This is a genomic window from Candidatus Termitispirillum reticulitermitis (assembly GCF_054655775.1).
In genome coordinates this window covers 20,987-34,400 of the sequence record NZ_BAAIHG010000001.1, presented here as the reverse complement: position 1 = coordinate 34,400, position 13,414 = coordinate 20,987, and the positions used below count along the sequence as shown (strand labels likewise).

The 13,414-nt window shown below is 44.8% G+C and carries 14 protein-coding genes and 1 tRNA gene; 11 read left to right on the top strand and 4 right to left on the bottom strand.

Going from position 1 to position 13,414, the window contains the following annotated elements:
• The first annotated feature begins 301 nt into the window (after positions 1–301).
• From AC1MDJ_RS00180 to AC1MDJ_RS00165, 4 genes are read left to right on the top strand one after another with little or no spacing between them, the layout of a single operon-like run.
• Positions 302–1,702 (top strand): mechanosensitive ion channel family protein, encoded by a 1,401-nt coding sequence (locus AC1MDJ_RS00180; RefSeq protein ID WP_479688931.1) that lies wholly within the window; start codon positions 302–304, stop codon positions 1,700–1,702.
• A gap of 13 nt (positions 1,703–1,715) precedes the next feature.
• On the top strand, positions 1,716–2,492 hold the full coding sequence (locus tag AC1MDJ_RS00175; protein ID WP_479688930.1) for a TatD family hydrolase: 777 nt from the start codon (positions 1,716–1,718) through the stop codon (positions 2,490–2,492).
• On the top strand, positions 2,470–3,192 hold the full coding sequence (locus tag AC1MDJ_RS00170; RefSeq protein ID WP_479688929.1) for a metal ABC transporter ATP-binding protein: 723 nt from the start codon (positions 2,470–2,472) through the stop codon (positions 3,190–3,192). The genes AC1MDJ_RS00175 and AC1MDJ_RS00170 overlap by 23 nt, the downstream gene beginning before the upstream one ends.
• On the top strand, positions 3,185–3,988 hold the full coding sequence (locus AC1MDJ_RS00165; protein WP_479688928.1) for a metal ABC transporter permease: 804 nt from the start codon (positions 3,185–3,187) through the stop codon (positions 3,986–3,988). The genes AC1MDJ_RS00170 and AC1MDJ_RS00165 overlap by 8 nt, the downstream gene beginning before the upstream one ends.
• A 13-nt stretch (positions 3,989–4,001) precedes the next feature.
• On the opposite strand, the gene menA is transcribed toward AC1MDJ_RS00165, so the two are convergent.
• From menA to trxA, 3 genes are read right to left on the bottom strand one after another with little or no spacing between them, the layout of a single operon-like run.
• Complete coding sequence (gene menA, locus AC1MDJ_RS00160) at positions 4,002–4,910, bottom strand: 1,4-dihydroxy-2-naphthoate octaprenyltransferase (protein ID WP_479688927.1); 909 nt, start codon at positions 4,908–4,910, stop codon at positions 4,002–4,004.
• Positions 4,911–4,914: 4 nt separating this feature from the next.
• Positions 4,915–5,517 (bottom strand): hypothetical protein, encoded by a 603-nt coding sequence (locus AC1MDJ_RS00155; protein ID WP_479688926.1) that lies wholly within the window; start codon positions 5,515–5,517, stop codon positions 4,915–4,917.
• A 6-nt stretch (positions 5,518–5,523) separates the two neighbouring features.
• The gene (gene trxA / locus AC1MDJ_RS00150; RefSeq protein WP_479688925.1) at positions 5,524–5,844 is read right to left on the bottom strand and encodes a thioredoxin; all 321 of its coding nucleotides are present in this window, start codon (positions 5,842–5,844) and stop codon (positions 5,524–5,526) included.
• Between the two features lie 136 nt (positions 5,845–5,980).
• Here trxA and topA point away from each other — a divergent pair, with 136 nt between their 5' ends.
• Positions 5,981–8,353, top strand: a complete 2,373-nt coding sequence (gene topA, locus AC1MDJ_RS00145; protein WP_479688924.1) for a type I DNA topoisomerase — start codon at positions 5,981–5,983, stop codon at positions 8,351–8,353.
• A 97-nt stretch (positions 8,354–8,450) separates the two neighbouring features.
• Here topA and AC1MDJ_RS00140 read toward each other — a convergent pair whose 3' ends face one another.
• A complete protein-coding gene (locus AC1MDJ_RS00140) occupies positions 8,451–9,386 on the bottom strand; it encodes an FkbM family methyltransferase (protein ID WP_479688923.1) in 936 nt (311 codons plus the stop codon).
• 370 nt (positions 9,387–9,756) lie between these two features.
• On the opposite strand from AC1MDJ_RS00140, the gene AC1MDJ_RS00135 reads away from it, so the two are divergent.
• The 6 genes from AC1MDJ_RS00135 (at position 9,757) to AC1MDJ_RS00110 (ending at position 13,345) form a co-directional block, all read left to right on the top strand.
• A tRNA-Gly gene (locus AC1MDJ_RS00135) sits at positions 9,757–9,829 on the top strand.
• 133 nt (positions 9,830–9,962) lie between these two features.
• Complete coding sequence (pfkA, locus tag AC1MDJ_RS00130) at positions 9,963–10,925, top strand: 6-phosphofructokinase (RefSeq protein WP_479688922.1); 963 nt, start codon at positions 9,963–9,965, stop codon at positions 10,923–10,925.
• A 31-nt stretch (positions 10,926–10,956) separates the two neighbouring features.
• Positions 10,957–11,403: a GatB/YqeY domain-containing protein gene (locus AC1MDJ_RS00125; RefSeq protein WP_479688921.1), complete on the top strand. Its 447-nt coding sequence runs from the start codon at positions 10,957–10,959 to the stop codon at positions 11,401–11,403.
• Between the two features lie 10 nt (positions 11,404–11,413).
• Positions 11,414–11,956 carry a CvpA family protein gene (locus AC1MDJ_RS00120; RefSeq protein ID WP_479688920.1) on the top strand — a complete coding sequence of 181 codons (543 nt, stop codon included), beginning with the start codon at positions 11,414–11,416 and terminating at the stop codon, positions 11,954–11,956.
• Positions 11,953–12,765 (top strand): inositol monophosphatase family protein, encoded by an 813-nt coding sequence (locus AC1MDJ_RS00115; protein ID WP_479688919.1) that lies wholly within the window; start codon positions 11,953–11,955, stop codon positions 12,763–12,765. Before AC1MDJ_RS00120 ends, AC1MDJ_RS00115 begins: the two co-directional genes overlap by 4 nt.
• A gap of 4 nt (positions 12,766–12,769) precedes the next feature.
• Complete coding sequence (locus AC1MDJ_RS00110; RefSeq protein WP_479688918.1) at positions 12,770–13,345, top strand: D-glycero-alpha-D-manno-heptose-1,7-bisphosphate 7-phosphatase; 576 nt, start codon at positions 12,770–12,772, stop codon at positions 13,343–13,345.
• Positions 13,346–13,414 lie beyond the last annotated feature (69 nt).

The window sequence follows — 13,414 nt, the reverse complement described above, 5'->3', positions numbered from 1 at the left end:
AAATCACATAACAATGCTATTCTGTAGCTCTTTAATAAAAAGTATTGCTTTATTGCCGTGTAGATGCCACAATAGACTAACGAAGACGTGGAGAAATACGGCAAAGCTGAAGAAAACTGGCTACTATCCTTGCCCTGTTAAAAGTCTTGTTTGGCTTTTAATGCGCACTGGAGGTGCTAAAGTGTTGAATGAAAAGCTGTTTGTTGCAATAGTAGTAATACTATTCGTTAGGTATTAGAGAAAAAGTCACAAGGCATGTAACAACCACGCTGGGTGGCGGGGTTTTGTACAAAGGGTGTGTATGGGTGCAAACGTTGCGGACAACGCAAGCTATGTAAATGCTTGGGGAGTTAAGTTGACTGCTGACAATGTTTCGGCGGGTGTGGTTACTGATAATGTAAGCACTGCCGCACAAGCGACAACGGACAAAATGTCAATATCCAGCATTATAGATGCCTTTTCAATAGATGCTGTTATGGCGATTGTTCAACGGCTGTTGCTGTTGGCGTTAGTTATAGCCATACAGATATTTGCAATCAAGCAGATAAATAAGCTGTTCGGCAAGCTGTTCCGACTACTGCCTGCATTTGGAGCAGCTCGCTTTAAGCCAATCAGAGTGAAGCACTATCAGTTGCTAAACACTCACCAAATTACAAATATAGCACTGATAGCACTGAGAGGTGTGCATTATTTAGCTATTGCGATTTTTCTATTCCTCACTATACCGCTGATATTCGGTATATTCCCGATAACACGTAGCCTAGCGGTTACGCTGTGGGGTTATGTGTTTAATCCTATTGAGACTATATTTTTCAGTTTTATATTTTACATACCAAATCTATTCACCATTGCTGTCATTGTGTTTATTGCCAGATATGTTCTGCGCGGGATGGAGTTCATATCAGAAGAGATAGCAAAAGGGCGACTTGTTCTAGGCGGGTTCTACCCTGACTGGGCAAAGCCGACTTACACGCTCTTAAAATACATTTTATATGCATTTCTGGCGGCAATTATATATCCATATCTGCCGGGTTCTGAATCTGCCGCATTTAAGGGTGTGTCAATATTCGCAGGCTTACTATTTTCGTTAGGCTCATCATCGGCAATCGGCAATATTGTTGCGGGGCTTGTCATTACCTATATGCGTCCATTCAAGGTGGGAGATAGAATTAAGGTAGGCGATGTGATAGGTTTTGTTGTGGAGAAGTCTACTATGGTGACGCGCATTGTAACACACAAGAATGAACATATTACAATGCCTAATACGATGCTCGTTTCATCAAGCTCTATCAACTACAACAAAGCTATAGAGGCAGATGGTTCTATGATAATCTACGTAAATATGACTATGGGCTATGCTGTGCCATGGCGACAGATTCATAAGTTGCTGGTTGAGGCGGCTAAACGTGCAAAATATATAGAAAAGACGCCAGAACCGTGGGTTCAGCAGCTGGGGTTAGAGGACTTTTACGCCACCTATCAGCTGAATGCTGCTACAAAGTGCGTTGACATACTGCCCGCCGTATATTCGGAGCTGTTTCAGAATATGCAAGATGTATTCATTGAAGCGGGGATAGACCTAACCGCACAGCATTTCTTCCATATCACGCAGACGGGAGAGGTTGCTATTAAAGACGGCGGGAGTGTGAACGTGAAATCAGTCATAGATACAGTGAAAGACGTTGTTGGCAGTAAGAAATGACAGGTAAGAGATAATGTGGACTGATACTCACTGCCATATACACAGCGCACCACTTGCCACTGATATTGGTGGCATATTGGCTAGGGCGAGGGCGGCTGGCGTAAAGCGATTTATCACTATAGGCACAGATATAGCCGACAGCAGGCGGGCGTTTGAGCTAGCGAATAATCCGCACTATGATAATATCGTTGTGGCAGTTGGAGTGCATCCGCACGATGCGGCGGACTTTAAGGCGGCTCAAATAGTTGAATTTGAGCGTATGGCAAAGTCTAGCAAGACGTTGGCAATAGGCGAAGTGGGACTTGATTACTATCGTAATATATCACCTAAAGACATTCAGCAGAGTGTATTTGCTGTGATGATTGATATTGCTTTATCAGTAAATCTGCCATTAGTAATACATACTAGGGATGCATCAGAGGACACCATTAAAATACTTGATAATGTGCTACCCGATAAGTGGCACAAGATATTATTTCACTGCTTTTCAGGCGATAAACTGCTACTTGATTGGGGGCTGGGCAGGGACAATGTATTTTTCTCTTATGCGGGCAATTTGACGTATAAGAAAGCAACGTTGATACAAGACAGCCTTGATATTGTGCCACTTGACAGGCTGTTTATAGAGACGGATTCTCCGTATTTAGCACCAATCCCATATCGTGGCGGGCAGAACGAACCTGCGTATATAGTGAAAACGGCAGAATACGTGGCAACCCGCAAAGACGTTAAACTAGACAAACTATCAGAGCAGTTAGAGGTCAACTTTGGACGCTTTTTCAGCAAATAGCATAATCGTTGCAGAGGATGTATCTATCACCTATGACGGGCGTATTGCCGTATCAAACGTCAACTTGTCGGTAGATGCAGGGGACTACCTATGCATAATCGGAGAGAATGGTTCGGGCAAAAGCACCCTAATGAAAGGTTTATTAGGCATTGTAAATCTTGCAGACGGCTGTGTTAGGTTGACATGCTTGCAACGCTCACAGATAGGCTATCTGCCACAGCGTACCCCAGCACAGCGAGATTTTCCTGCCAGCGTGTTTGAGATTGTCCTATCGGGGCGACTTAACAGGCAGGGGGTTTTGTCGTTCTACACAGATGAGGACAGAGCGCAGGTGCGTGAGAACTTGGCATACTTGCAGGTAGATGAGCTTGCTGACGAGCCTTACCGAAATCTATCAGGTGGGCAGAAACAACGTGTGTTATTAGCTAGGGCATTGTGTGCCAGCGAACGAGTGTTAATGCTAGATGAACCTGTGGCGGGACTTGACCCTATTATGACAGGCGAACTGCAGATGTTGCTTGACAAGCTCAACAAAGAGCGCAAGCTTACTATTGTGATGATTTCACACGACGTGGTCAGTGCTGTGCGCTGCGCTAACAAGATATTGCACATGCATAAATCGCCACTTTTTTTTGGCAAAACGGCTGACTATGTAGAGACTGACATATATAAAAAACTTGTGGCGTGTATCCATGTATAACATAGTTGAACTCTTTCAATATAGCTTTGTTGTTCGTGCGCTACTGGTTGGCACGCTTATGTCTATATGTGCGGCACTGCTTGGCGTAAGTCTAGTCTTAAAAAGATACTCTATGATAGGCGATGGATTGTCCCACGTGGGGTTCGGTGCGTTGGCAGTTGCTATGGCACTGAACCTTGTCCCGCTATATGTTGCAATCCCTTTGACGCTACTCGCTGCCTATGTGCTCTTAAAGCTAGGCGAGTGTGGCAGGCTAAAGGGGGATGCGGCTATTGCAATCCTGTCTAGCAGTGCGCTGGCAATAGGTATTATTGTGGTATCGTGTACACAGGGTTTCAATGCGGACGTGGGCGGCTACCTATTCGGCTCAATACTGGCGGTCAGCAAATCTGACGTTTATCTTGGTGTAGGTATAGCACTGTTAGTGCTGGTGCTGTATGTTGTCTTTTACAATAAAATCTTTGCGATTACCTTTGACGAGAGCTTTGCTCGTGCGATAGGAGTCAATACTGATAGATATAGGACGCTTTTAGCTGCCTTGACGGCACTTGTGGTGGTGGTGGGTATGCGTATTATGGGGGCAATGCTGATGTCAAGCCTGCTGGTATTCCCTGCAATCACCGCTATGCGTATATTCAGCACATTTCGTTGCACAATTATATGTGCCGCAACGGTGTCAGTTGTCTGTCTGCTAGCTGGGTTGCTCGGTTCACTACTATTTTCTATCCCTACTGGGGCAAGCATAGTTATGGCAAACTTGATAGCTTATGCATTGGCAAGGGTGGTAGGCAGGTAATGCGCGCTTTTCTCTAGTGCGACAACTGAAATGCTATATATGACATATTAGCAAGCAGTGCTGACACTGCCACTGCATAGAGTAGTGCATTTCGTGCGGTGTGCCCCAGCACGGTATTAAGTGCTTGAGCGTCTTTCACATTCAGTCCGTAGTACGTGTGCGCAGACATAGCTATGAATCCAGCGGAAAAGAGCACAAGGGGCAATATCTCCAGCTCTCGCAGGGCAGCTAACGTAAGAACTAACGTTGAAGTGCAATTGAATAAGTAAAAATATCTGCCGAAACTGCGTCCAAATATTACAATGGTAGTGCGTTTGCCACTGACGCTATCCTCTGTATAGTCACGGTAGTTATTAACGAGCAATATATTTACACTCAACAGCCCCACAGCAACGGAGAGTAGGCAAACTATTAAACGAAACTCTCCCGCCAGCACGTAGTAGGTAAAGCACACGGGAACTATGCCATAAAATAGCAACACAGCGACATCACCTAACCCATGGTAAGCGAATGGATACGGACCAGCGGAGTATGCTATAACGCATACGCCTATAACGATACCTAATGCTATCAGTCTGTAGTCGCCATTGTATAATATCGCCCCTAGCCCGCAAACTGCCGTTATAGACAGGCTGATAAATACAGCCCTCATCATAGCAGCGGGAGTCACCCAGCCAGAGGCAACCGCTCGTTTCGGTCCTGTTCTGCCAGCACCATCTGCTCCGCTCTTATAATCAAAATAATCGTTGGCAAAGTTAGCTGCGATTTGCGCGAACATTGCTACAAGCATACAGAACAATGCAGGGATTATATGGAAACTGCCCGCCTTAAAAGCCAGTGCCCAAGCCACGACTACAGGGCTGACAGAGGCAGTCAACGTACGCGGACGAGCTGCCAATAGCCAGATTTTGAGCCTATTCATAGTATTATATAACAGGTGTTGCAGAAAACACTATCTTCGATAGCTGTTCCCCAAACTTGCGTTCATAGTCAGTAAATTTGTCATCAGGGGTTTTCCTGCTGAACACAAGCACACATCCGCATTTGTCGTTAAACGTCAAGCAACCATTTGCTTCGCCATACTCAAGCACTCTATTTATAATGCTTTCGGTTTCTCTTTCCGTCAGCCCTGATGAATACATTTGGACGTTGTCATCGCGTTCTAACCAGAACGCTACCTTTGAGGACATCATAGAGGCAACGCTATCTAAAAGTTGCTGGATACGAAGTTCGCCACCACAGAAGGAAACAAATAATTCAATCAGCCCTGATAATGATGACTCTTGGATTGCTGTCTTATCCGTCAATTCGTTGAGCTTCAACGTCCTTATCTGCAGCAGGTATTCCGTTAGACGCAACTGTTCTTTAACCAGTGTAAGGTCTTGTTCTGGCACAGAAAAACCAAAAGCATTTTCAAGGGATTGTCCGCCACCAGCCGACACCTCGCCAAAAGTATTGCCGATTACCGATTTCAGTTCTTTAAGAACATCCGTCATACGCGAGTGGTCTGTCTGTTGTGTTTCAGCCATTGACATCTATTTTATATACTTTTTAAGCATATCATCAAAGACAGCTTTGGGCTGGGTGCCGACAAGCTGCTCAGCAACCTCGCCTTTCACAAATAACAGAACTGCGGGTATGCTCATAATCCCATATTTGGAGGCTACATTCTGTGCTTTATCAACATCCAGCTTGCAAACTTTCAGCTTGTCAGCGTAGGCATCGTTAACTGCATCTATGGTAGGAGCTAACATCTTGCACGGCATACACCAAGTAGCCCAAAAATCCACTAGCACAGGGGTGGTTGACTTCAAAACCTCGTCTGAAAAATTATTTTCGTTTAACTCTATCGCCATAAAAATCTCCTTATTTGCAAAAAAGGATACAACAGCCGACAAACGTTGTCAACGGAAATATCAGCTATAATAAATACCTCTTGACAAGTGCCAATATAACTAATACTTTTCTTGGGGAGATGAATAAGGGTGGGTTATGTCAAAAAATCTGATTATTGTGGAATCGCCTGCAAAGGCTAAAACTATTGGAGGCTATCTCGGCAAAGATTACGAAGTGCTTGCCAGTGTCGGGCATATCGTTGACCTGCCAGAAAAAGGTCTTGGTGTTGATATAGAGAATGACTTTGCCCCTACATACGAGGTAATGCCCGGCAAAGAGCAGGTAGTGAAAAAGCTTAAACAAGCCGCTGGCACGGCAGATGCCGTATTTATCGCATCTGACCCCGACCGCGAAGGGGAGGCTATAGCATGGCATATTCAAGAACAGATAAAGACAAAAAATAAAAATATACAGCGCGTCCGTTTCAACGAAATCACCAAACAAGGAATTAAAGACGCTGTTGCAAACCCAGGTGAGCTTGATATGAATCGCGTTAATGCTCAGCAATCGCGCCGTATATTAGATAGGCTTGTGGGCTATAAGGTCAGCAGACTGCTGTGGAAACCCCTTAAATACGGGCTATCAGCTGGGCGTGTTCAGTCAGTAGCCCTGCGTCTGGTCTGCGAGCGGGAGATGGAGATAGAAAAGTTTGTGCCTGTTGAATCGTGGACTGTAGAGGCTGATTTTCAAGTATTTGATGTCAAAGGCAAACTGAAAGGCAACTTGAAAGCTATGCTTGATAAGCATAAAGGTAAAAAACTAGAGCTGAAGAACGAAAAAGAGACCGACAAAGTGCTCGCATCCCTTTCTAGTGATGGTTTTGCCATTGATGATATAGAGAAGAAAAATGTGAAATCCAGTGCCCCAGAGCCTTTCATCACTGCAAGGCTGCAACAGGAGGCTATCCGCAAATTATCTGCTAGTGCTAAACGCGTGATGTCTATTGCTCAGCAGCTCTATGAGGGGGTGCAGCTTGGCAGTGAGGGCAGTCAAGGGCTTATCACCTATATGAGGACGGATTCCACCCGCATATCGCCGGAGGCGGAGCAGGCTGCGGCTGCTTACATTGAAACTACTTATGGCAAAGACTATCTCGGTGGCAGAAAGACAAAAAAAGCGGCTAAAGCTAATGTGCAGGATGCACACGAAGCTGTCCGCCCCACGTCACCTACTAGAACGCCCGCCAGTATCCAGAAATATCTGACACCTGAACAATATAAGCTATATAAGCTAATCTGGGAACGGTTTATGGCTAGTCAGATGGCTGATGCCCTATACGAACAAACCACTGTGCTGATAAACAATGGCGACTATGGGTTTAGGACAAGTGGCAGGGTGCTGAAGTTTGCAGGCTATACTACCCTATACACTGAGGGGCTGGACGATGACTCTGCCGATGAAGAGACTAGAGCATTATTGAACGTAGATAAGAACGATGGCTTGAAACAACAAACTTATGATAAAAAACAGCACTTTACCACACCGCCACCACGATTTACTGAGGCGAGCCTAGTGCGAATACTGGAACAAAAGGCTATCGGCAGACCTTCAACATACGCATCTATCATATCAACCATAGTTGAGCGTGAATACGTTGAGATGAAGGAGAAGCGCATATTTCCTACCGAGCTTGGCAGGACGGTGTTGAAGCTATTACTGCAGAACTTCACACATATATTTGACACCAAGTTCACCGCTGATATGGAGGCGGGGCTTGACAAGGTGGAGGCGGGGGATGAAAAGTGGTTGAAACTGCTGAAAGATTTCTACTACGGCAGTTTTTCTGATGAGCTTGCTAAGGCGGAGACCGATTTGCAGGCTGATTTGCGCGTTCCTAACATTAAATGCCCTACCTGTGGCAAGGAGCTGGCTGTAAAATACGGCAAGATGGGACAGTTTATAGCCTGCACAGGCTACCCTGAGTGCTCGTTCACATCAGACTATTCGCGTGGCGAGGATGGCAATATAACGCTGGTAGCAAAGAAACCAGCTGAACAAACTGGTATTAAATGTGAGAAATGCGGTGCCGATATGGTGCTGAAACGGACACGATTTGGTGAGATGCTGGCGTGCAGTGGCTATCCAGAGTGTAAGAACATTAAGAGCCATATAAAGCTCCCCAACGGCAAGCTCCATGTAATAGAGGTGGGGGAAAAGGTAGGCGATAAATGTCCGCAATGTGGCGGAGATGTGGTGCTGAAATCTGGCAAACGCGGTGTGTTTGCTGCCTGTGCTAACTATCCCGACTGCAAGTTCACCGCTAGCGTGGAGGCGGATGATGACGGAAAGTTCATACTGCAAGATAAAAAGAAAGTTGAACAGATGGGTGTCTGCGAAAAATGCGGCAAGCAGATGGTAGTGAGGCGCAGTGCTAGAGGACCATTCCTAGCATGTAGTGGCTACCCTAAATGCAAAAATACCAAAAGTATGAAGAAAGCGGCAGAAGAGGCGAAATCAGCTGCCAGTTAGTTGCACTGCTACGTAACGTTGACTTCACCTGCTCGGCTATGTAAGCCGAGTGCTATGCTCATTTGCTGGACGCTAACACTAGGTTCTGCTGACCAATTTATATGCAGTATAGGACAGTCTCTAACAGGTCTGTTCTGTAGTGGCGTATGTAGAAATTGTAGCTAGGTATCAGGTTGAGTATATATAGCGGGATAGCAAGACAATCGTCTGGTTTATGGTATATGCTGACAGCTAGTTTTGGTCTATATTTGCGAATAGTTTGTGCCATACCAGCTAACGCCCTTACCTCTGCCCCTTCAACATCTAGTTTCACAAACGTGACGGGTTTGCCGTCTAGTATTTCATCAAGTGGCACGGCGTCTATCTTGCTATCCCCAAGGTCGTTTATATATGAGCCTGTGCCTAGGTTAGACGAAAACGATATTGTTTCCTTTTTATCCCATAAGCCAGCGTTATATACCTGACATCTACCCGCTAAACGCTCGTCTTTGCCAGCTAAATCTATGCATTTTTGATATGAGTTAGCATCAGGCTCAAACGCATATATCAACTTATAGTTGTTATTACACCATTTAGTAAAACTTATACTATTAGACATATCAAGGCTACCGCCATCTACAAATATTTCGTTGGGACAAGGTTCAAATATATCTGTTTCAAAATATTGATTAGGCAAGTCTTTGTTTGGTGGTATAACCCTAGTTTTGTTCTTTATGATGTGCTTCACTCGCAAGGCAAGCAAGTTTAAGCCCCTCTCATCATCAGATACAAACGTAAAATCGCCATCGCTTGCTTTTAAGTCCTGCTCAGAGACAATGGATACGTTAGGTAGTTTATATTTACTGTCTTCTAGCTTGTTTTGCCCTAAACAGAAAGCTACAGAATTAACACCTAGATATTGCATAGATTTAGAAAGTGGCTCTATGCGCCAAAAATTTTCAGGGTTAGATATATGAAAGACTAGATTAGAAACGGCATTATCTCTAATTGCTGATATTAGCGCATCACCTAGTAAATTGCTATATGAATGCATAAGTGCCCTGTAGAATGGTCCATTATTGCCGACCAGCAGGCTTTCTAACCTGCCCCAGAATAATGTTTTAGAAATATCATCTTGCAGAGCCGCTACAATTCGTTGAATATCAGAACTAAATCCTGAAAATAAGCTCCAGCATTGAGTTTGCGGGGGGGGGGGGGGGTGGTAATAGCTATCAATTCTTTATTTGCGTTCATAACATATATATTATACTACAAGGTGTCGGCGATAGTCAACCACATTGTCCTTATATTCTCTGTTTAGCTTGCCGTCTGACGTAGACCAAGATAGTATTACAAAAACAGGAATTAGTAAGTAAAAAATTGTTGACACAGTTATGAAGATGTATTATTGTGGAAAGTCTTATGCGGGCGTAGCTCACCTGGTAGAGCGACAGCTTCCCAAGCTGTAGGTAGCGGGTTCGAGACCCGTCGCCCGCTTTAGTGAAAACAGCGGTAACACCCACCTGAGGGGGAGTAAATTGTGGTTGGTCTAGTTGCAACAAATCATTTGACAGACATACCAAAAATGTGTTATGTCTATGTTTGCTTGATAGCGGGGGCGTTATAGAATATGAAAAATATAGGTATTCTCACCAGCGGGGGCGACTGCCCCGGTATGAATGCTGTTGTCCGCAGCTTTGTTCGGACGTGCCTTTATAACGGCATCACCCCGTTCGGAATTGAGGCTGGTTACAGAGGGCTTATTGATGGGCATATCAGACCGCTTGAGAGCAAAGATGCCTCCAATCTATTACAACGTGGTGGCACTGTGTTGCGCAGTGCGCGCTGTTTAGAGTTTAAGACTAAAGAGGGGCAGAGAATTGCTCTTGACAATATCAGTAAAAATAATCTTGACGGCATAGTAGTTGTAGGTGGCGATGGTTCGCTCACGGGAGCAAAAGTGTTGTTTGAGGACTACAACATTCCTGTGATAGGAATACCCGGCTCTATTGATAACGATATATATGGCACCGATTTAGCGGTCGGCGTGGACACCGCCTTGAATACAATAGTCCGTAGTGTTGATATGTTGAATGATACGGCTAGCTCGCACGACAGAACATTTATAGTAGAGGTAATGGGCAGGCATTGTGGTTATCTGGCTATTACTACGGCTGTAACGTGCGGTGCTGAGGCGGTGTTGATACCAGAGGTGCCGTTCAACCTTGATGATATTATTAAAAAGATAAAGAAACGCTACGACGAGGGGCGTTCGCGCAGTGTTGTAATAGTGGCTGAAGGCGCGGGTTCCGCTTATGACTTTGGCAAAGCATTTGAGCTGATAGGTGGCTTTGATACGCGCATAACGGTGCTAGGGCATTTACAGCGTGGTGGCTCTCCGACTCACTATGATAGACTGCTAGCCACGAGGATGGGGCTGTCTGCAGTGGAGCTTCTAATGGAAGGCACTCACGGGGTGATGACGGGCTGGCAGAGTGGCAAGATTGTGCCTGTGCCTATAAGCGAAGTGCTCTCTAATACAAAGCCATTAGACAAATCGCTACTCAGAATGGCGGAGATAATGAGCCGTTAATATACATAAATAATAATTAGGGGTAAAGTGAATGATGTTAAAAGATATTATCAACGAAGATATGAAGAGCTACATGAGAAGCAAGGCAACGTTCGCTCTGGAGGCGGTGCGTATGCTAAAGGCAGAGATTAAGAACGCCGAAATCAATACTATGAAAACCTTTGAGGATGCCGATGTTGTCCGCACAGTGCAGTCTATTATCAAAAAGAATAAAGAAGCTATTGAGATTTACGTTAAAAATAACCGTCAAGACCTTGCTGATAAAGAACAGCAGTATATAGATGCTCTGAAAAAGTATGTGCCTGAGCAGCTAGGCGACGGTGAACTGTTAGAGATTATTAAAGCGGCTATAGCTGAACTGGGGGGTACTGACCCGAAGAATAGTTTCAGCGAGTTGATGAAAAAAGTATTGGCTAAAGTTGATGGTCGTGCTGATGGGAAAACAGTAAGCACAAAGCTAAAAGAATTATTAGGGTAGGGTAGAAATCGTGAATCATATTGTTGACATTGTTTGTGCAGGTGCACTTATCATTTATCTGTTGTTAGGTTTAAGGCGTGGACTATTGGGTGAGTTGGTACGTCTTGTAGTAGTGCTGATTTCGCTGGGTATTGCATATTTATTACTGCCATATATAAGTAATATTGTATCGGAGATTGGTTTTGAGCACGATGTCCACGTAGAAAAGGGATTTTTGGTGATTATATTTATGTTGGCATCATCTATCTGTCAGCTGTTCATTGTCTTCCCAGTTTCGGGTAGGCGAGCACTGCCAATAGGGTTTTTCAGTAGGATTGTAGGCGGGATAACAGGTGTTGTCATAGGTGCAGTATATGCTGGTAGCATACTGGTAGCTATATCATCATTTATGGCAGACGGGAATAGCATAAAGAAGGCTGTTGATTCTGGTGTTATAAGTGGCAGTTTGCAGGACACGTTCAATTTTGCCTATGGTAATGCCAACAAAGTATTCCGCAAAGAGCAAGTAGATGAGGTTAAAAAAGTATTGCGCAAGGGAAAATCAAAACTTTGAACTTGACACATAGGGCTGCACTTGAAAAGCTTGCGGACATGGCGGGCGAGATTGCCATAAAATATTTTCGCAAAGACGAGCTATATGGTATGGGGTTAAAGGGTGGACGCTCCCCTCTAGTTACAAAAGCTGATGTTGAGATTGAAACGACGCTCAGAGCATATATTGAAACACATTTCCCAGAGCATTCTATAGTAGGCGAGGAACGTGGCATCAAGGACGCTGATGTTTCTAACGGCGGTGAACTCTATACATGGGTGATAGACCCAATAGACGGCACGTCAGCCTTTGCCTGTGGCAAGCCGACCTTTGTCACGCTAGTGGCTTTAATGAAAAACGGCGCACCATATATGGGGCTGATATCACAGCCTATATTAAAGGAGCGTTGGTTCGCTGACGACATTTGTGTAAATGTTGGTGCGGGAGCGGTATTTAACGGAACAACTTGTAAGGCGGGCGAGGCTGATATTAACGGCGTTATTAGGCTGAGTTGCACCACTCCACTGATGTTTGATGAGGGTAGCCAGCTAGAAAAGTTTAATAAGCTCCGCTCCTTTGCTGGGGTCACCAGTTTTAGCGGGGACGGCTATTCTTACGGGTTGCTTGCTAATGGGCATATTGATATTATTGTAGAGGCCGATTTGAAAATATATGACCTTGCCGCAGTGCTCCCTGTGGTAAAAGGTGCGGGCGGCTTTATTACTGACTGGGACGGCGGAGAGATTACGCTTTATAACTTTACGGGCAACGTAGTAGCTACACGTGGCAGAGCATTGCACGAGAAAGCGTTAGATATATTGAGGAGCTGACATTATGGGCATGAAGAAACCTGTAGTGTTTATAGATAGAGACGGCACTATCAACGTAGATGGCGGCTACATAAACCATGCTGATAATTTTATTTTATACCCCTTTGCGGCACAAGCCATTAGGATGTTGAATACACACGGATATTTAGCCGTTGTAGTGACGAACCAATCTGGCATAGCAAAGGGTTTCTATACTGAAGAGGTGATGCATGAGCTACATGGCGAGATGAAAACAAGACTCGCTAGGGGCGGGGCACGTGTGGATGCCATATACTATTGCCCGCACGACCCAGATGCTAAAATAGAGCAATACCGAATGGTGTGTCGTTGCCGCAAGCCTGATACTGGTATGCTAGAACAGGCTATAGCGGAACTGCCGATAGATACGACTAGAATGACTATGGTCGGGGATAAATACGGCGATATTCAAACAGGCTTTAAGATGAACTGCAGGACTATAATGCTCAACACAGGATACGGTGCAGGTGAATATAGACTGAAGAGTAGCGGTTGGGCACGCCAGCCCGACTATAGAGCAGAAAATTTATTAGAGGCGATAGGTATTGTCCTAAATAAATAATGTGACAAAAATAAATAATGTTGACAAATGGGGGGGGGGGGTAGTATAATAATACCTTATTATTTTTTG

What these genes read in the sequence shown, in the direction of transcription:
- AC1MDJ_RS00180 (WP_479688931.1), top strand. Translation starts at nt 302, where the DNA reads ATGGGTGCAAACGTTGCGGACAACGCAAGCTATGTAAATGCTTGGGGA.
- AC1MDJ_RS00175 (WP_479688930.1), top strand. Translation starts at nt 1,716, where the DNA reads ATGTGGACTGATACTCACTGCCATATACACAGCGCACCACTTGCCACT.
- AC1MDJ_RS00165 (WP_479688928.1), top strand. Translation starts at nt 3,185, where the DNA reads ATGTATAACATAGTTGAACTCTTTCAATATAGCTTTGTTGTTCGTGCG.
- menA (WP_479688927.1), bottom strand. Translation starts at nt 4,910, where the DNA reads ATGAATAGGCTCAAAATCTGGCTATTGGCAGCTCGTCCGCGTACGTTG.
- AC1MDJ_RS00155 (WP_479688926.1), bottom strand. Translation starts at nt 5,517, where the DNA reads ATGGCTGAAACACAACAGACAGACCACTCGCGTATGACGGATGTTCTT.
- trxA (WP_479688925.1), bottom strand. Translation starts at nt 5,844, where the DNA reads ATGGCGATAGAGTTAAACGAAAATAATTTTTCAGACGAGGTTTTGAAG.
- topA (WP_479688924.1), top strand. Translation starts at nt 5,981, where the DNA reads ATGTCAAAAAATCTGATTATTGTGGAATCGCCTGCAAAGGCTAAAACT.
- AC1MDJ_RS00140 (WP_479688923.1), bottom strand. Translation starts at nt 9,386, where the DNA reads ATGCATTCATATAGCAATTTACTAGGTGATGCGCTAATATCAGCAATT.
- pfkA (WP_479688922.1), top strand. Translation starts at nt 9,963, where the DNA reads ATGAAAAATATAGGTATTCTCACCAGCGGGGGCGACTGCCCCGGTATG.
- AC1MDJ_RS00125 (WP_479688921.1), top strand. Translation starts at nt 10,957, where the DNA reads ATGATGTTAAAAGATATTATCAACGAAGATATGAAGAGCTACATGAGA.
- AC1MDJ_RS00110 (WP_479688918.1), top strand. Translation starts at nt 12,770, where the DNA reads ATGGGCATGAAGAAACCTGTAGTGTTTATAGATAGAGACGGCACTATC.